Origin of the sequence: Pseudomonas sp. B14(2017) (genome assembly GCF_002113255.1) — a bacterium.
GTDB classification, from domain to species: domain Bacteria; phylum Pseudomonadota; class Gammaproteobacteria; order Pseudomonadales; family Pseudomonadaceae; genus Aquipseudomonas; species Aquipseudomonas putida_Z.
Genome location: NZ_NEJY01000022.1, coordinates 1 through 16700 on the forward strand (window position 1 = coordinate 1; position 16700 = coordinate 16700).

Annotated in this window: 18 protein-coding genes; 7 read left to right on the forward strand and 11 right to left on the reverse strand. The window is 64.7% G+C overall.

Features of this window, described 5'->3' with window-relative positions; all coding sequences use genetic code 11:
* Nucleotides 1-649: 649 nt before the first annotated feature.
* From CAG34_RS21825 to CAG34_RS21835, 3 genes are all read right to left on the reverse strand, one after another.
* Nucleotides 650-2140 carry a YifB family Mg chelatase-like AAA ATPase gene (locus CAG34_RS21825; RefSeq protein ID WP_085592358.1) on the reverse strand — a complete coding sequence of 497 codons (1491 nt, stop codon included), beginning with the start codon at nucleotides 2138-2140 and terminating at the stop codon, nucleotides 650-652.
* Between the two features lie 163 nt (nucleotides 2141-2303).
* Nucleotides 2304-2657 carry a gamma-glutamylcyclotransferase family protein gene (locus tag CAG34_RS21830; RefSeq protein ID WP_085592360.1) on the reverse strand — a complete coding sequence of 118 codons (354 nt, stop codon included), beginning with the start codon at nucleotides 2655-2657 and terminating at the stop codon, nucleotides 2304-2306.
* Nucleotides 2658-2924 carry an accessory factor UbiK family protein gene (locus CAG34_RS21835; protein WP_085592362.1) on the reverse strand — a complete coding sequence of 89 codons (267 nt, stop codon included), beginning with the start codon at nucleotides 2922-2924 and terminating at the stop codon, nucleotides 2658-2660.
* A 519-nt stretch (nucleotides 2925-3443) separates the two neighbouring features.
* Between CAG34_RS21835 and glnK the strand changes: the two genes are divergently transcribed.
* From glnK to sutA, 3 genes are all read left to right on the forward strand, one after another.
* Entirely contained in the window at nucleotides 3444-3782 is a 339-nt protein-coding gene (gene glnK / locus CAG34_RS21845; protein WP_002555808.1) for a P-II family nitrogen regulator, read from the forward strand.
* A 46-nt stretch (nucleotides 3783-3828) separates the two neighbouring features.
* Nucleotides 3829-5160, forward strand: coding sequence for an ammonium transporter (locus tag CAG34_RS21850; protein ID WP_025341075.1), 1332 nt, complete (start codon nucleotides 3829-3831; stop codon nucleotides 5158-5160).
* Between the two features lie 429 nt (nucleotides 5161-5589).
* Nucleotides 5590-5919, forward strand: a complete 330-nt coding sequence (gene sutA, locus CAG34_RS21855) for a transcriptional regulator SutA (RefSeq protein WP_013974748.1) — start codon at nucleotides 5590-5592, stop codon at nucleotides 5917-5919.
* 170 nt (nucleotides 5920-6089) lie between these two features.
* Here sutA and CAG34_RS21860 read toward each other — a convergent pair whose 3' ends face one another.
* The 6 genes from CAG34_RS21860 to CAG34_RS21885 are packed head-to-tail and all read right to left on the reverse strand — an operon-like array spanning nucleotide 6090 to nucleotide 10709.
* On the reverse strand, nucleotides 6090-6785 hold the full coding sequence (locus CAG34_RS21860; protein WP_013974747.1) for an HAD family hydrolase: 696 nt from the start codon (nucleotides 6783-6785) through the stop codon (nucleotides 6090-6092).
* Nucleotides 6782-7681 carry a tyrosine recombinase XerC gene (gene xerC, locus CAG34_RS21865; protein ID WP_013974746.1) on the reverse strand — a complete coding sequence of 300 codons (900 nt, stop codon included), beginning with the start codon at nucleotides 7679-7681 and terminating at the stop codon, nucleotides 6782-6784. The genes CAG34_RS21860 and xerC overlap by 4 nt, the downstream gene beginning before the upstream one ends.
* Entirely contained in the window at nucleotides 7681-8391 is a 711-nt protein-coding gene (locus CAG34_RS21870; protein ID WP_015272252.1) for a DUF484 family protein, read from the reverse strand. Before CAG34_RS21870 ends, xerC begins: the two co-directional genes overlap by 1 nt.
* A 13-nt stretch (nucleotides 8392-8404) precedes the next feature.
* The gene (dapF, locus tag CAG34_RS21875; RefSeq protein WP_075046727.1) at nucleotides 8405-9235 is read right to left on the reverse strand and encodes a diaminopimelate epimerase; all 831 of its coding nucleotides are present in this window, start codon (nucleotides 9233-9235) and stop codon (nucleotides 8405-8407) included.
* A 4-nt stretch (nucleotides 9236-9239) separates the two neighbouring features.
* Nucleotides 9240-10487, reverse strand: a complete 1248-nt coding sequence (lysA, locus tag CAG34_RS21880; RefSeq protein ID WP_013974743.1) for a diaminopimelate decarboxylase — start codon at nucleotides 10485-10487, stop codon at nucleotides 9240-9242.
* Nucleotides 10488-10496: 9 nt separating this feature from the next.
* Nucleotides 10497-10709, reverse strand: coding sequence for a lipoprotein (locus tag CAG34_RS21885; RefSeq protein WP_052970498.1), 213 nt, complete (start codon nucleotides 10707-10709; stop codon nucleotides 10497-10499).
* A 311-nt stretch (nucleotides 10710-11020) separates the two neighbouring features.
* Between CAG34_RS21885 and cyaY the strand changes: the two genes are divergently transcribed.
* The 3 genes from cyaY to rnk all read left to right on the forward strand — a co-directional run bounded on the left by cyaY (nucleotide 11021) and on the right by rnk (nucleotide 12136).
* On the forward strand, nucleotides 11021-11353 hold the full coding sequence (gene cyaY / locus CAG34_RS21895; RefSeq protein ID WP_004575827.1) for an iron donor protein CyaY: 333 nt from the start codon (nucleotides 11021-11023) through the stop codon (nucleotides 11351-11353).
* Between the two features lies 1 nt (nucleotide 11354).
* The gene (locus CAG34_RS21900) at nucleotides 11355-11579 is read left to right on the forward strand and encodes a DUF1289 domain-containing protein (RefSeq protein ID WP_013974742.1); all 225 of its coding nucleotides are present in this window, start codon (nucleotides 11355-11357) and stop codon (nucleotides 11577-11579) included.
* A 146-nt stretch (nucleotides 11580-11725) separates the two neighbouring features.
* Nucleotides 11726-12136, forward strand: coding sequence for a nucleoside diphosphate kinase regulator (gene rnk / locus CAG34_RS21905; protein ID WP_025341069.1), 411 nt, complete (start codon nucleotides 11726-11728; stop codon nucleotides 12134-12136).
* Nucleotides 12137-12252: 116 nt separating this feature from the next.
* On the opposite strand, the gene CAG34_RS21910 is transcribed toward rnk, so the two are convergent.
* Nucleotides 12253-15108: a class I adenylate cyclase gene (locus CAG34_RS21910; protein WP_085592369.1), complete on the reverse strand. Its 2856-nt coding sequence runs from the start codon at nucleotides 15106-15108 to the stop codon at nucleotides 12253-12255.
* A gap of 172 nt (nucleotides 15109-15280) precedes the next feature.
* Here CAG34_RS21910 and CAG34_RS21915 point away from each other — a divergent pair, with 172 nt between their 5' ends.
* The gene (locus tag CAG34_RS21915) at nucleotides 15281-15733 is read left to right on the forward strand and encodes a YaiI/YqxD family protein (RefSeq protein WP_085592371.1); all 453 of its coding nucleotides are present in this window, start codon (nucleotides 15281-15283) and stop codon (nucleotides 15731-15733) included.
* Between the two features lie 128 nt (nucleotides 15734-15861).
* Here CAG34_RS21915 and elbB read toward each other — a convergent pair whose 3' ends face one another.
* Nucleotides 15862-16530 (reverse strand): isoprenoid biosynthesis glyoxalase ElbB, encoded by a 669-nt coding sequence (gene elbB / locus CAG34_RS21920; protein WP_085592373.1) that lies wholly within the window; start codon nucleotides 16528-16530, stop codon nucleotides 15862-15864.
* Nucleotides 16531-16700: the final 170 nt, after the last annotated feature.

A 16700-nucleotide genomic window follows, 5' to 3' on the forward strand; every position in this document is an offset into this window, starting at 1 on the left:
AGCGATAATCCACAGGCCAAGCTGTCGGCCGTGATCAACTAAACGGCAAGCTCAATGGCCAAAGCCATGATGAGTTACACCACTTCCCGGGACACGATCTTGGGCCGCTTTATTCGGTGTTGGAGCAACTGTCTTGCACTGCCTGTACTGGCGTCATCGCTGGCAAGCCAGGCTCCCACAGGTACTGCACTAGGCTTTGGGCCGATGTATTCGGTGTGGGAGAAACTGTCTTGTACTGCCTGTACTGGCCTCATCGCTGGCAAGCCAGGCTCCCACAGGTACTGCACTAGGCTTTGGGCCGATGTATTCGGTGTGGGAGAAACTGTCTGGTACTGCCTGTACTGGCCTCATCGCTGGCAAGCCAGGCTCCCACAGGTACTGCACTAGGCTTTGGGCCGATGTACTCGGTGTGGGAGAAACTGTCTGGTACTGCCTGTACTGGCCTCATCGCTGGAAGCCAGGCTCCCACAGATACTGCGCTAGGCTTTGGGCCGATGTATTCGGTGTGGGAGAAACAGTCTTGCACTGCCTGTACTGGCCTCATCGCTGGCAAGCCAGGCTCCTACAGGGACTGCGCATGGCTTGAGGCCGATGCGGTCGGGGTGGGAGCTGGCTTGCCGGCGATGGGCTGCAAGGCAGCCCCGGCAATCTAACTGCTCCCCGGCCGGTACTGCAGGGCCTCGGCCAGATGCGCCCGACCAATTGCCTGGCTACCTTCCAGATCCGCCAGGGTCCGCGCCACCTTCAGCAACCGGTGTGCCGCGCGCAACGACAGGGTCAGCCGTTCACAGGCGCCCTCCAGCCAGGCCTGGTCCGCCGCTGCCAAGCCACAATGGCGGCGCAACCCCTCAAGGTCGAGAAATGCATTCGCACACCCTTGCCGCCGCTGTTGCAGTTCACGTGCCTCGGCTACCTTGGCCGCCACATCGGCACTGGTCTCGCCGCAGGGCTGGTTGTTCAGCGTGGTGCTCTCCCGGGCCACGGTCAGGTGCAGGTCGATACGGTCCAGCAATGGCCCGGACAGCTTGTTGCGATACCGCGCGATCTGCTCGGTGCTACAGCGGCAGCGGCCAGTGGGGTCGCCCAGGTAGCCGCAAGGGCAGGGGTTCATTGCCGCCACCAGCTGGAAACGTGCGGGGAAGCGCACCTTGTCGCGGGCCCGGGCAATCACGATCTCGCCCGACTCCAGCGGTTCGCGCAACACTTCCAGCACGCGACGCTCGAATTCAGGGAGTTCATCCAGAAACAGCACGCCATGGTGGGCGAGGGTGATTTCACCCGGTTGCGGCCGGCTGCTGCCGCCGACCAGTGCCGGGCCGGAGGCGGAGTGGTGCGGATGGCGGAAGGGCCGCTGCGGCCAGCTGCTCAGTGGCGTATGGCCGCTGACCGACTGTATCGCCGCCACTTCCAGTGCTTCGTGCTCGTCCAGTGGTGGCAGCAGCCCCGGCAAGCGGCTGGCAAGCAAGGTTTTGCCGGTACCGGGAGGCCCGGTGAACAAAAGGTTGTGCGCCCCGGCCGCCGCTAGCAGCAGCGCACGCTTGGCCGCCAGTTGGCCCTGCACCTCGCTCAGGTCCGGGTACGGACGTTGCTGCAGGATCAGGCCGTTGGCGGCATACGGTGGCAACGGCACCTGGCCGTTCAGGTGGGCGACCAGTTCCAACAGGTGCCCCACTGCATACACCACCAGCCCGCCTGCCAGGCTGGCTTCCTCGGCATTCTCCCGCGGCACCACCAGCGCCCGGCCTGCTTCGCGTGCCGCCAGTGCTGCGGGCAGCACGCCCTGCACCGGGCGCAACTTGCCAGACAGCGCCAGTTCGCCCAGGCATTCGACCTCGGCAAGGGTGGCCGTTGGTACCTGGCCATCGGCGGCGAGGATGCCCAGGGCAATGGCCAGGTCATAGCGCCCGCCATCCTTGGGCAGGTCGGCGGGGGCGAGGTTCTGGGTGATGCGCCGTTGCGGATAGTTCAACCCGGAGTTGACGATGGCGCTGCGTACCCGGTCCTTGCTCTCTTTGACCGTGGTTTCCGGTAGACCGACCAGAGTGAGATGGGGCAAGCCGTTGGCCAGGTGGGTTTCGACGCTGACCGCCGGTGCCTGCACGCCCACCTGGGCGCGGCTGTGGACGAGGGCTAGGGACATGGACGCTCCGTTGTCGCTGAAGAGGGCCGCTTCCTGCGGCTTTGCAAGAATAGCGAGCACGGCCCGGGCCGGCGAAAGAAGTGTGCGTCCTGGTTTTTCAGGCAGGGGGGTTCCCCTGCATTGTCACCCCGTCGGGTTCGTGCCTGCTGTGCGCCGGAAGGGCTCAGGCGCGTACATAAACCCAGGCGGTCAGGCCCGATGCGAGCGTTACGGCCACGCGCTTGTAGTCTGCGACTTCATAGCGATCCGCCGCTGCCAGCTCTTCTTCGCTGATCTGGAAGACCATGCCGGCCACGCTGTCGTCTGCCTGGCTGCTGGGAGCGACGATAGGGTGATGGGACTTGCCGCTGGCTGCCAGCACGGCCGGGTCGGTGATCTCGACCCAGTCCTGGCGGTAGCCCAGCATACAGTCGGCTTGGCCGCTCAGTTCGCGGCCGAAGTTGGCGAGCTGCACGGCCTTGTCCTGCAAGGTGCCGTAGGAAAACAACAGTACCGGGTATGCGCTGGAGGGTTGCATTCACTCATCCTGTGGGGTCGGGTTCAGCCGGGCTTCCAGCTCGGCCACTTGTTTTTCCAAAGCCTCCAGGCGTGCGCGGGTGCGCGCCAGTACGACCATCTGGCTGTCGAATTCTTCGCGGCTGACCAGGTCCAGCTTGCTGAAGGCACCTTGCATCAGCACCTTGAACTGGCTTTCCAGTTCGACGCGGGGCTGGGCGGTATCGCTGCTGAACAGGCGCGATGCCTGGTCGCTCAGGGCATCGAGAAGGGCTTTGGGCGCGAGCATGGGGCTGTCCACTGATACTGGGAAATGGCCGGCAGTGTAGCACGGGCGAACCTGGCCCTTGATTGCACATTGGTCCTTGTGGGAGCGGCCTTGTGTCGCGAAAGGGCTGCGCAGCAGCCCCGGGATATCGGTTGCGCAGCATGCATTGCCGGGGCCGCTGTGCGGCCCTTTCGCGACACAAGGCCGCTCCCACAAAAATCATTCGCCCTCGCCACGCGGTTGCACATTTTTCGAGCAACGCGCCAGGTCGGGATGCACCGAAATTGTGCATGTTACGCATGCTGGCGACTGGCCAATCCCGACTGATTCACATAACTCACTGTTTTCCCGTGCTTTGACGGAACTGGCAAGGTTTCTGCAAAGACCTCTGCGAGCCATGCACTGATGCAGTTCCTTGTGACCAGGCAGTGCGCACGCGGAGCCGGATGCCGACGACGCGTTACAAAGCCAAGCGCTGCGCTTAGACTTGAGACGGGTTTGTTTTCCTGGGGCAAGTCCACCAAATCGGGAGAGAGTTTCATGAAGCTAGTCACAGCCATCATCAAGCCGTTCAAGCTGGACGACGTGCGCGAGTCGCTGTCGGAAATCGGCGTGCAGGGCATCACCGTCACCGAAGTCAAAGGCTTCGGTCGGCAGAAGGGCCATACCGAGCTGTATCGCGGTGCTGAATACGTGGTCGATTTCCTGCCCAAGGTGAAGATCGATGTCGCCATCGATGACAAGGACCTTGATCGGGTAATCGAAGCCATCACCAAGGCAGCCAACACCGGCAAGATCGGTGACGGCAAGATTTTCGTGGTGAATCTGGAGCAGGCGATCCGTATCCGTACCGGCGAAACCGATACCGACGCGATCTAAGCAGCAACAAAGCCTCACCAAACCCAACGCCCCAGGAGAAAACAACATGACTCTGCGTAAGATCGCAGGGCTAGGAGCCCTATTGTCCCTCGTAATGCCCGGGCTTGCCCTGGCCGAGGAAGCTGCCCCAGCGCTGAACTCCGGCGACACCGCCTGGATGCTGACCGCAACGGCGCTGGTGCTGTTCATGACCATTCCGGGCCTGGCCCTGTTCTATGGCGGCATGGTGCGTTCCAAGAACGTGCTGTCGGTGATGATGCAGTGCTTTGCAATCACTGGCCTGATGAGCATTCTCTGGGTCGTCTACGGCTACAGCATGGCCTTCGATACCACTGGTATGGAAAAGGGCGTGCTCAACTTCAATTCCTTCGTCGGCGGCTTCTCCAAGGCGTTCCTCAGCGGCGTCACGCCCTCGAACCTGACCTCGGCTGCCGCGCTGTTCCCTGAGGCGGTATTCATCACCTTCCAGATGACCTTCGCCATCATCACCCCGGCGCTGATCGTCGGTGCCTTCGCCGAGCGCATGAAGTTCTCCGCGATGCTGGTGTTCATGGGCATCTGGTTCACCCTGGTCTACGCGCCGATCGCGCACATGGTCTGGAGCGGTGACGGTGCTCTGATGTGGGACTGGGGCGTGCTGGACTTCGCCGGCGGCACCGTGGTGCACATCAACGCCGGTATCGCGGGCCTGGTCTGCTGCCTGGTGCTGGGCAAGCGCAAGGGCTACCCGACCACCCCGATGGCCCCGCACAACCTGGGCTACACCCTGATGGGCGCGGCCATGCTGTGGATCGGCTGGTTCGGCTTCAACGCAGGCTCTGCCGCTGCCGCCAACGGCACCGCCGGCATGGCCATGCTGGTGACCCAGATTGCCACCGCCGCCGCGGCCCTGGGCTGGATGTTCGCCGAGTGGATCGGCCACGGTAAGCCGAGCGCCCTGGGCATCGCATCGGGCGTGGTCGCCGGCCTGGTCGCCATCACCCCGGCTGCCGGTACCGTAGGCCCGATGGGTGCCCTGGTGATCGGCCTGGTCTCGGGTGTGGTCTGCTACTTCTGCGCCACCAGCCTCAAGCGCAAGCTGGGCTATGACGACTCGCTGGATGCCTTCGGCGTGCACGGCATCGGCGGTATCATCGGCGCCATCCTCACCGGCGTGTTCGCAGCCCCGGCGCTGGGCGGCTTCGGTGCCGTCACCGACATCGGCATGCAGGTCTGGATCCAGGCCAAGGGCGTGATTTTCACCGTGGTCTACACCGCCATCGTCACCTACGTGATCCTCAAGGTGCTGGATGTGGTGATGGGCCTGCGGGTCAGCGAAGAAGAAGAGTCGGTCGGCCTCGACCTGGCTCAGCACAACGAGCGCGGCTACAACCTGTAACTGCGACGCGGTAAAAACTTGCCCGGCTTGCCGGGCATTTTTTTGCCAGATTTTTAGCATTTCCCGCACGGCAAACGGTTTATCCGACACGTTCGCGACGTAGGCGGAAATCTTACAAAACGCAGAGCATTCATGGTGCTTTGCTTTTTCTGCTGGCGCGCTAGAATGCGCGCCGAAGGGTGTTTGACGAGTAGTCCACACGCTTCGCCAGCCTTTGCTAGGCTTGCCAATAGCGTGTGGCCAGCAGGGGCTAAAGGATTTGTCAGGTCCTGCCAGGAGCAGGGCCTGCTGGGTGCCGCCTCCCATCAGGAGCGCCGACCCTAGGGCAGTGGCCTAACCCACGGCCAGTTGAATTTTCACTGGTGGCTGCCGGTCTACGGCTGCACTGGTCTATAACTAACCTGCTTTTCGCAAGTCATGAGGTAGAACATGAGCGACGACGATCTGGAAAATGATGACCTCGAAGTAGGCGACGAAGACGAGGGCGATGAAGGCCTCGAAGCGGCAGCTGATGACGGCGCCGAAGACGCTGGCGATGACGACAGCAGCCCGGCACCCGCTGCCAAGGGCAAATCCAAGGCCGCGGTCTCGGTAGACGAGATGCCGAGCATGGAAGCCAAGCAGAAGGAGCGTGACGCCCTGGCCAAGGCCATGGAAGAGTTCCTCGCTCGCGGCGGCAAGGTTCAGGAAGTCGAGGCCAATGTGGTCGCCGACCCGCCCAAGAAGCCGGACAACAAGTACGGCAGCCGCCCTATCTGAGTGGCTGATCGAAAAAAGCCCGCCGTCGCTGCGGGCTTTTTTGTGCCTGCGGGTTATGGGTTGCCTGTGCCGGCCTCTTCGCGGGCACGCCCGTTCCCACAGGGACCTGAGGGCGGTGGTGAAGCTGTGGGAGCGGGCGTGCCCGCGAATGGGCCGCGAAGCGGCCCCTGTCAGCGCCAGCGCGCGAGGATGTCGGGTAACTGCGACAGGCGCTGGATCTCGGCGTCCGGCGCCTGTTCGCCTACCCACGCCTTGCCCTGCGGGTTGAACCACACCGCACGCAGCCCGGCGCGCTGGGCGCCGGCGATATCATCGCCCGGGTGGTCACCGATGTGCACCGCCGCGCTGGCCTCCACGTCGCCGCGGCGCAGGGCTTCGAGGAACGGCGCCGGGTCCGGCTTGCCGATGCCGAGGTCCTCGGCACACAGGGCAAAGCGGAAATAGTCCGCCAGCCCCAGCCGGCTCACGTCGGCATTGCCGTTGGTGACCACGCCCAAGGTGTAGTGATGGCGCAGGATCTCCAGCACCGGCTGCACCTCCGGGAAAATCTCCACCTGGTGGCGGGCATGCAGAAATACTTCGAAACCTTCGTTGGCCAGCTCCTGCGCATGCTTTTCGCTGTAGCCGACTTCTTCCAGGGCATGGAACAGCACCCGTCGGCGCAGGGCGCTGATGCGGTGCTTCAGGCCGGGTTCGGCCTGCACCAGGCGCTCGCGAATGGCGAACAGGTGCTCCACCGGCACGCCGCCAAGGATTGGGGCGTTGGCTTCGAGCCAGTCGCGCAGCACGACTTCCGCGCTGGCAATCACCGGCGCGGTATCCCACAGGGTGTCGTCGAGGTCGAAGGTGATCAGCTTGATGCTCATGAGTCTGTGCCTTTGCTGCGTTTGGCCCGAGGGTGGGCGCTGTCGTACACCGCGGCCAGGTGCTGGAAGTCCAGGTGGGTATAGATCTGCGTGGTGCCGATGTCGGCATGGCCGAGCATCTCTTGCACTGCGCGCAGGTCCTGGGACGATTCCAGCACGTGGCTGGCGAAGGAATGGCGAAGCATGTGTGGGTGCAGGTGCTGGCCCAGCTCGCGCTCACCGGCCGCCTTCACCCGTTGCTGAACGGCCCGTGGGCTGATGCGGTTGCCCTGGCGGGTGATGAACACCGCGCGGTCGCGCGGGTTGCCGATGCCGCGCAGGCGGTACCAGGCCTGCAAGGCTTCGCGGGCCTTGCGGCCGACCGGCAGCACGCGAGCCTTGCCGCCCTTGCCCAGCACCTGCACCAGGCCGGCGGCGAGGTCCAGGTGATCGAGGTCGAGGTTGGTCAACTCGGACAGGCGCAGGCCCGACGAATAGAACAGTTCGAGGATGGCCTGGTCGCGACGGGCGATGAAGTCATCGTCGACACCGCCATCGAGCAGTTGCAGGGCGCGGTCGGTGTCCAGCACCTTGGGCAGCCGGCGTTCGCCCTTGGGCGCGCTCAGGCCGCTGGCCGGGTCGTGCTGGCACAGGCCTTCGCGGTTGAGATAGCGGTACAGGCCACGCACCGCCGACAGTAGCCGGGCCAGGCTGCGCGAGGACTGGCCGTGGTGGTGCTGGCGGGCGATCAGCTGGCGCAGCTGCTGGATCTGCAGCGCCTGCCAATCGGCAATGCCGTGCTCCTTGCAGTAGGCGACCACCTTGTCCAGGTCGCGACGGTAGCCCAGCAGGGTGTGCTCGGACACCTGGCGCTCGTTGCGCAGGTGTGCGCAATAAGCCTCCAGCTGGCGTTCCATCAGCGTACCGGGCGCAGGGTCTGGGTAACGCGTGGCACAACGCGGCCAAGCACCTCGGCAATGTAGCCAAGGAACAAGGTGCCGACGCTGCTCTTGTAGTGTTGCGGGTCGCGGCTGCCGATCGCCAGCACCCCGTGCAGGCCCTGGTATTCCAGGGCAGCCACGGCGCTGGAGCCCACTTCCCGGCGCTGTTCTTCACCGAACAGGAAGGCCAGCTCGTGTTCGCGCAGGTTGCCGCTGACCGTCTTGCCGCCGCCCAGCAGGGCACCGATGGCCTGCTGTGCTTCGGCGTTGCTGACCCAGCGCCCGACCGGCGCGACGTTTTCGCCGAACAGGATCAGGCTGACGAAGGGCACCTGGAATTCCTGGCGCAGGCTGTCTTCGACCGCCATCACCACTTCTTCCAGGCTGCCGGCGTCGAGCAGGTCAAGGATCAACCGGCGGGTCTTGTCGAACAGCCGGTCGTTGTCGCGGGCCACATCCATCAGTTGCGACAGGCGGTGGCGCATCTCGATGTTGCGGTCGCGCAGCAGCTTGAGCTGGCGCTCCACCAGCGACACGCTGTCGCCACGCTGGTGCGGGATGCGCTGTTCGATCAGCAGCTCGTCGTGCTCGGCGAAGAAGGTGGGGTGGGCGCGCAGGTACGCGACCACCGCTTCGGCATCGAGCTCGGCGGACTGCTGGGGTACAACCTGGGGCTGATCGGTCATGGCGGTTACTCGCTTAGAGACGAACCTGTCCTTCGTAGACGCGTACGGCCGGGCCGGTCATCAGCACGGGCTTGCCGGGGCCGGCCCATTCGATGTGCAGGCGGCCACCAGGCAGGTCGAGGGATACCGGGGAGTCCATCCAGCCCTGGCTGATCGCCGCCACGGCGGCGGCGCAGGCGCCGGTGCCGCAGGCCTGGGTTTCGCCCGCACCACGTTCCCACACGCGCAGGTTGGCGCGGTGGCGGTCGATGACCTGGAGGAAGCCGGCATTCACCCGCTGCGGGAAGCGTGGGTGGTTTTCGATCTTCGGGCCCAGCTGGTGCACAGGGGCGGTACGCACATCGTCGACACGCAGCACGGCATGCGGGTTACCCATGGACACGGCGGCAATCGAATGCACCTGGCCGTCGACTTCCAGTGGGTAGTTCAGCGCCTGCTCGTCGGCGACGAAGGGGATTTCGGCAGGGATGAAGCGCGGTGGGCCCATGTCGACACTGATCTGGCCGTCGTTCTGCACGTCCAGCTCGATGATGCCGCTCTTGGTTTCCACGCGGATGCGCTTTTTCGCGGTCAGGCGCTTGTCCAGCACGAAGCGGGCGAAGCAGCGCGCACCGTTGCCGCACTGCTCGACCTCGGAGCCGTCGGCATTAAAGATGCGGTAGCGGAAGTCCACTTCCGGGTTGTTCGGCGCCTCGACGATCAGCAACTGGTCGAAGCCGATGCCGGTGTGGCGGTCACCCCATTGCTTGGCGTGCTTGGGCTGGATGTGCGCGTGCTGGCTGACCAGGTCGAGGACCATGAAGTCGTTGCCCAGCCCATGCATCTTGGTAAAACGCAGCAGCATGGGCTTACTCCGGCAGCAGGCTTTCGCCAGCGTACAATTCGGCGATGGTCTCGCGGCGGCGTACTTCGAAGGCCTGGTCGCCGTCGACCAGGATTTCAGCGCAACGGCCACGGGTGTTGTAGTTGGAGCTCATGACAAAACCATAGGCGCCCGCGGACTGTACGGCCAGCAGGTCACCTTCGGCCAGGTTCAGCACGCGGTCCTTGCCGAGGAAGTCGCCAGTCTCGCAGATCGGGCCGACCAGGTCGTAGGCACGGCCTTCGCCTGCGCGTGGCTTGACCGCGCTGACACCCATCCAGGCCTGGTACAGGGCCGGGCGGATCAGGTCGTTCATCGCCGCATCGATGATGGCGAAGTCCTTGTGCTCGGTGTGCTTGAGGTATTCCACGCGGGTCAGCAGGACGCCGGCGTTGGCCACGATGTAGCGGCCCGGCTCGAACACCAGGGCCAGGTCGCGGTCGCCGACGCGCTCGCGGATCGCCTTGATGTAGTCGGCCACCAGCGGCGGCTCCTCATCGCGGTAACGCACGCCGACACCGCCACCCAGGTCCAGGTGGCGCAGGTGGATGCCGCACTCGGCCAGGCGGTCGACCAGCACCAGCAGGCGGTCGAGGGCATCGAGGAAAGGCTCGACGGTGGTCAGTTGCGAACCGATGTGGCAGTCGACACCGACCACTTCCAGGTTCGGCAGCTGCGCGGCGCGCACGTAGATGGCCTCGGCGTCGGCGATGGCGATGCCGAACTTGTTCTCTTTCAGGCCGGTGGAGATGTACGGGTGGGTGCCGGCGTCGACGTCCGGGTTGACCCGCAGCGAGACCGGGGCAACCTTGCCCATCTCGGCGGCCACCACTTGCAGGCGCTCCAGTTCGTCGGTGGATTCGACGTTGAAGCAGTGCACGCCGACTTCCAGGGCACGGCGCATGTCGTCGCGGGTCTTGCCGACACCGGAGAACACCACGCGGTCGGCACGGCCGCCAGCGGCCAGCACGCGCTCCAGCTCACCGCCGGAGACGATGTCGAAGCCTGCGCCCAGGCGCGCCAGCACGTTCAGCACGCCGAGGTTGGAGTTGGCCTTGACCGCGAAGCACACCAGGTGCTCGGTGCCTTGCAGGGCGTCGGCGTAGCTACGGTACTGGGCCTCGATGTGGGCGCGCGAGTACACGTAGGTCGGGGTGCCGTAGCGTTCGGCGATGGCCGACAGGCCCACGCCTTCCGCGAACAGCTCGCCGTCGCGGTAGTTGAAAGCGTTCATCTGGTTTCCTTACTGCGCTGGCGACTGCTCGGGCTCGAGCTCCGGCTCTGGCTGCTGCTCTTGTACCGGGGCCGGCTTGGCTTTTGGCTGGTGCTGGTGCGACTTGTGCGCTTTGCCGTTATCGCCGTCTTCTGGCAGATACAGCGGGCCTTTCTGGCCGCAGGCCGAAACGAGGCAGGCAACAGCGACCAGCGCCGCGAGGGAGGAAATCAGGCGCTTCATGGGTGAAATCCTTAGAAATATGCAGTATTGCGCCCGAGTATACCGAGCGACCGACGGCTTGCCTATGCAAGGGCCGGCCCGCCTGGCGGGCTATTCTTACCGCCTGCAAGGGCCCCTGTGGGAGCGGGCTTGCCCGCGAACACCGGCAAAGCCGGTGCCACACACCGCGGCGTCTGCTTCGCGGGCATGCCCGCTCCCACAGGCTTTGAGTTTATGCCAGTGAAGGTAGCGGCTAAACCTTTGCATTCGGCGGCAAGCGCCCGTATCTTGCCGGGCTTGCCTGTAACGCAGCCAATTTCGAGGTTCCTGCAATGAGTTTGAGTGAAGCGCGTTTCCATGATCTGGTCGACGCGACCCAACAGGCCCTGGAAGACCTGTTCGACGAGAGCGGCCTGGACCTGGACATGGAGAACTCCGCTGGCGTCCTCACCGTCAAGTTCGAAGGCGGCGCCCAGCTGATCTTCAGCCGCCAGGAGCCGCTGCGCCAGCTGTGGCTGGCCGACCGTTCCGGCGGTTTCCACTTCGACTACGACGAAGACAGCGGCAAGTGGGTGTGCGAGAAGAGCGAGGAGCTGCTGGGCGAAATGCTCGAGCGCATCGTCTGGGAGCGGGCCGGCGAGAAGCTGGACTTCGACGAGATCTGACATGAGCAGCACCCAGGCCCGGCCGCCCAAGCCGCTCTACAGCAACGTCAGCCCCGCAGTACCGTCGCCCTGCATCAGCGTTTGCCGGCTGGACGAACAGCGGGTCTGCACGGGTTGCCACCGGCATGTCGAGCACATCCGCGAATGGCGTTCGGCTGATGACGAACGGCGCCGGCAGATCTGCCGCGAGGCCCAGGCCCTGCGCGACCAGGCTAAGGCACACTGATCGCAGGGGCTTGAGTATTTACCCGGCTGTGGTAACGTCGGGTTCTGCGTCGGTGACGCCAAAGCCTTCACAAACCCCGCCCTTGGGCGGGGTTTTGCTTTATCTGCACGATGAAAACCGCCTGTTCAAAGGAGTCTGACTGGATCATGAGCACCAAGCCTTCCCTCATCCTCACCCGATTGGACGTACAACGTCTGGAGCGTCTGATCGACAGCCTCGACGAGAGTACGCCGGGTGTGCTCGCCCTGCAGGACGAGCTGGACCGCGCCGAGCAGGTGGTCGGTCACGAGGAAGTCCCGGCTGGCGTGGTGACCATGAACTCGCGCGTGCACTGCCGTGAGGAAGCCAGCGGCAAGGACTACCACCTGACCCTGGTGTACCCGAAGGATGCCGGGCCGGAAGGCAAGGTCTCGATCCTGGCGCCGATCGGTTGCGCCTTGCTGGGGTTGTCGGTGGGCGCGCAGATCGACTGGCCGGCCCCGGGGGGCAAGACCCTCAAGCTGAAGCTGCTGGAAGTGGAATACCAGCCGGAAGCGGCGGGCGATTTCGACCTGTAAGGGCCAGGGGGCCGCTTCGCGGCCCATCGCGACACAAGGCCGCTCCTACAGGATTACGCATTCCCCTGTAGGAGCGGCCTTGTGTCGCGAAAGGGGCGCAACGCGCCCCCGGCAATTCAAGCCTCTTGCGCCAAAACCTGCTCCAACCCCTCATTCAAAGCCTGCTCCAGCTCCCGCTTGTAGCGCAGGTACAGCTGCGTCGACCCCAGCTGGTCATCCAGCAACTCGGACAAATCCAGGTCAGTGATGTAGCAGCGGTACTGCCCTGCACCATGTCGCTGCCCGATGATCTGCCGGGCCGCTACCGCATACAGCTGTTCACCATGCTCCAGTTCGGAAAACTCCTGCTGATCGCAATACAGCGTCACGTGCGCCGCACCCGCCACCCCGGCCTGGATGATCGCCTGCACCTCATAGTAAGGCTGGTCGCTACCCTCGAGCGGGGCCTGGCGCGGCTCGACGCTGCGCGCCTTGCCTGGCCCGGAAGGCAACAGTTGCGCGTAGTGGATGTCCAGTGAGGCCGCGCGCTGGGTGTCCAGCGGCAGCCGGGCATCACGGCGCATCACCACCGAGCGCAGAAAGCGCTGCAGCGGCAACAGCAGGTGGGCTTCGTCGTGCAGGGGCAGGCGTTGCTGCCACAGGGCATTGTATTCATCCAGCACGTACAGCTCGGCCCAGCCACCCTGCAGGCGGTAGAACACCTGGGTGCAGGCCGGCCGGCCCTGCTCCAGCACCAGGTGCAGGTCATGGTCCTGCAGGGCGTTGGCGTCCAGGTACAGCGGGCTGTAGGCGCTACGCTCTTCGCCCAGGTGGTCCAGCAGTGCCTCGTGCTCGGCCAGGGTGGTGAGGTTGACATGCCCGGCCAGCAGCTCCAGCACATGGGTGTGCTGGGCCACCTGCAGCAGGTAGCGGTGGCTCAGGCCCTGGTCCAGCAGCAGCTGCACGGTGTCGAAGATTTCCTCCACGCGTTGGCCGATGGCCTGGGCGCGGCTCTGGCAGAAGCAGCGCACCCGCACCCTCGGCCGGTGGCCGCGCAGCACGGGGCTGTTGAGGAAGTCGCGCAGGCAGCGCACCAGCGCGTGCTCGCCGTCATAGCGCTGGACCAATACCTCGTTCCAGCTGTTGAGGGTGACCTGGTCCAGGGTCAGGACCAGGTTTTCGCGCACGCCTGCATAGCTCAGCGAGTCGGTACGCTCGGTGGTCATCAGGATGTTCAGGTCGCGGTGGTGGCGCAGCGGGTCGATGGCGACGTTGACCAGCAGCAGCACCTCGTCGGCAACGCTGGGTTGCAGCAGGCGCACTTCGCTGACGGTCGGCAAGGGCAGGGGGATGCTCTGCTGCAGGCAGCCGACCAGGTTGAACAGCTCGAATTCGCTGAGGTCGCTGACACCCGGGTGCAGCGCCAGACGCGTGCTGCTGTCGATCACCCCGTTGCGATGGGCCCAGGTCAGCAGCTCGAGCAGTTCACGGCAACGCTTGAGCGGGCTGAAGTGGTCCACCTCATGGGGGCTCAGGTTGCCGGTATACAGCTCCCAGTGGTGGCTGCCGGGCTCTTTGCGGTTAGGCGCCTGGACCAGGGTCAGGGTGCCTTCGGCCAGGTCCGGGGCGATACCGGGGTTGATCACTTCGACCTTGCCGGCGCGGCGCTCGAAGGCCGCGTAAAGGCGCCGGCCCAGCACATTGAGATCGCGCTGGTCGGCGCGGCTGCTGGCGTTCTGGGTGCGGGCGAACTGGCTGAGAAAGCGGTAGCTGTGGTTCAGTTCGGCCACCAGCTCGCGGCGCTCGACGGCAACCTGCTGCACTTTCCATTGGTTGCGACTGTCCAGCAGGGCCAGCTGGCGCTCGTCCCAGCCCCACTCGTCGGCCAGGCGCTGCAACAGCCGGCGTTGCCAGCCATTGGCCCGGGCCGGGTCGCTGAGCTTCTTGTTCACCTTCAGGTACAGGCTGCGCCGCACCAACTCCAGGCGCGCGTGTTCGCCACGCTGCAGCAGGTAGCGCTCGATGCGCCGGTACACCATCACGTAGGGGTCCAGCTCGTCGAGGTCGAGCTGGTTGGCGAACACTGCCTGCTTGTAGTCCAGGCTCAGGCAGCGTACTGCGGGGTGTTCGCTGGCATAGGCCTCGGTCAGCAGCAGCTTGAGCAGCGACTTGTAGGGCGAGTCGATGCCTTTGAACAGTTGCCACAAGCCGGCGCCGACGAACTCGCCGGGCGGAATGTGCGCCAGGTGGCCGAGGTCGAGGGCGTCCTGGCTGCGGATGAAACGCTTGGACAGCAGGGTCTGGGTATAGGTGTGGTAATCGTGTTCCTGGTAGACCGGCACCAGCCACCACAGTGGCGTGCGCCCGGCCAGCCAGATAGTAGTGCGGTAGAACTCGTCCAGCAGCAGGTAGTGCTGGGTGGTGCCGCAATCGTCGGAACCGAGCTGGCCCTCGCGTTGGCCCTGGGCGAAACCTTGCGTGTCGATCAGGAAGAAGTGTGCCTCGGCACCCAGGCTTTCCGCCCATGCCTCCAGCAGTTGGCATTTGCGGCGCAACTCGCCCAGCAGCTCGTCGGCCAGACCGGGTGCATGGCACACCCACATGTCCATGTCGCTGTGCTCGGCCTGGGCCAGCGAGCCCAGGCTGCCCATCAGGAACAGGCCGTGGATCGGCCGCGGCGGGTTGCCATGGCGGGCCTTGTAGGTGAACGAGCGGGCCAGGCGCTGGGCCTCGACTACCAGGTCGGCGCTTGGCTCGTAGCCCGATACGCCGGCGGGGGTGCTGCCGGAGACATAGCCCGGCAGCAACGGGTGGTTCACATGAAACAGCAGCGGCAGCAGCGTCAGCACCTGTTGCTGGCGCGTCGACAGGCCTTCCAGGGCCCGCTGCAGCCGGCCCTGGTTGAGCCGCAGGAAGCGCGCACGCAATGTCGCCAGGACCTTGCGGTCGATGCCTTCGTCCAGGTCGGGGCGGATTTCGTGGGGGTGGTTCATTGCGCACTCGGGCAGGCCAGCGGAGCTGTGGCGAGTGTAGCCTGAGTGGCGGGGTCGGATAAGCGGCAATTGAAATATTGGCGCCATTTTCCCAGCGCGCGTGGGCGGCGGCTGCAGCTTTCGTTGCGCTTGAGGCATGATGGGGGCCTCAAGCTGATTGCGAGGTTTTCCGATGCGTGTGTGGATCGATGCCGACGCCTGCCCCAAGGCGGCCAAGGATCTGATCGTCAAGTTCGCCCTCAAGCGCAAGTTCGAGGTAGTGATGGTGGCGGGCCAGGCTGTGGCCAAGCCGGCGTTCGCGATCGTGCGCCTGATCGTGGTGCCCAGCGGCATGGACGCGGCCGATGATTACCTGGTGGAGCACGCCGTGCCTGGCGAGCTGGTGATCTGCAGTGACGTGCCGTTGGCCGACCGCCTGGTGAAAAAGGGCGTGGCGGCACTGGACCCGCGCGGGCGCGAGTTCGACGAGCGCAACATGGGTGATCGGCTGGCGGCGCGCAACCTGTTCACCGAGCTGCGCGAGCAGGGCCAGGTGGGGGGAGGGCAGGCGCCTTATGGCGAGCGCGAGAAGCAGGCGTTTGCCAATGCGCTGGACCGGATCATTGCCCGACTGAGTAAAACCTGATGCGGGGGCTGCTTTGCAGCCCATCGCCGGCAAGCCAGCTCCCACCTCGATCGCGTTGGCCTCAAGCCATGCGCTATTCCTGTGGGAGCTGGCTTGCCGGCGATGGCCTGCGCAGCGGGCCCAAGGATTTACTGGTTACCCTCGTGCGTCAGCTCCAGCACCCGGTCCACCAGCTTGTAGATCCCGCCAGCCGCTTCACTGATCGACTTGGCCTCCATGTACGCCGGGGTGGTCACCAGCTTGCGCTGGGTGTCCTCGACAATATCATGTACATCGCACTCTTCATGGGTGCCACCCATCTTCGTCACGGCCGCCGCAGTGCCGGCGTCGGTACCGATGGTGCAGACCACGCCTGGTCCGTAGATCTTCGCCGCCAGCGCCGGCGAGATGCAGATCAGGCCGACCGGCTTGCAGGCGTCGGCAAAGGCTTCGGCCAGGGCCAGCACATCCGGGTGGACGCTGCAGTTGGCGCCTTCCACGGCAAAGTTGGACAGGTTCTTCGCCGCCCCGAAACCGCCCGGTACGATCAGCGCATCGAAGTCTTCGGCCTTGGCCTCGCGGATGTCCTTGACCTCGCCGCGGGCAATGCGCGCCGATTCCACCAGCACATTGCGCGATTCGGGCATTTCCTCGCCGGTCAGGTGGTTGATCACATGCATCTGCGCGATGTTCGGCGCGAAGCACTGCACCTGCGCACCACGCTGGTCGAGGCGCAGCAGGGTGATCACGCTTTCGTGGATTTCGGCGCCGTCATAAACGCCACAGCCGGAAAGAATCACCGCTACTTTTTTTGTCATGCTTTTTACTCCAGTGTCGAGGCGCTAAATGTCCTCTAGTTTGGCAGATGTAGCCATAGGGATTCCTGCAAGCGCGGCCTAATCTTGGCGGATAACGTCTGAGGTCGTACCCATGGACCTGATCCTGCTGGCCGTGCCGTTCTTCTTCGTGCTGATCGCCGTCGAACTGC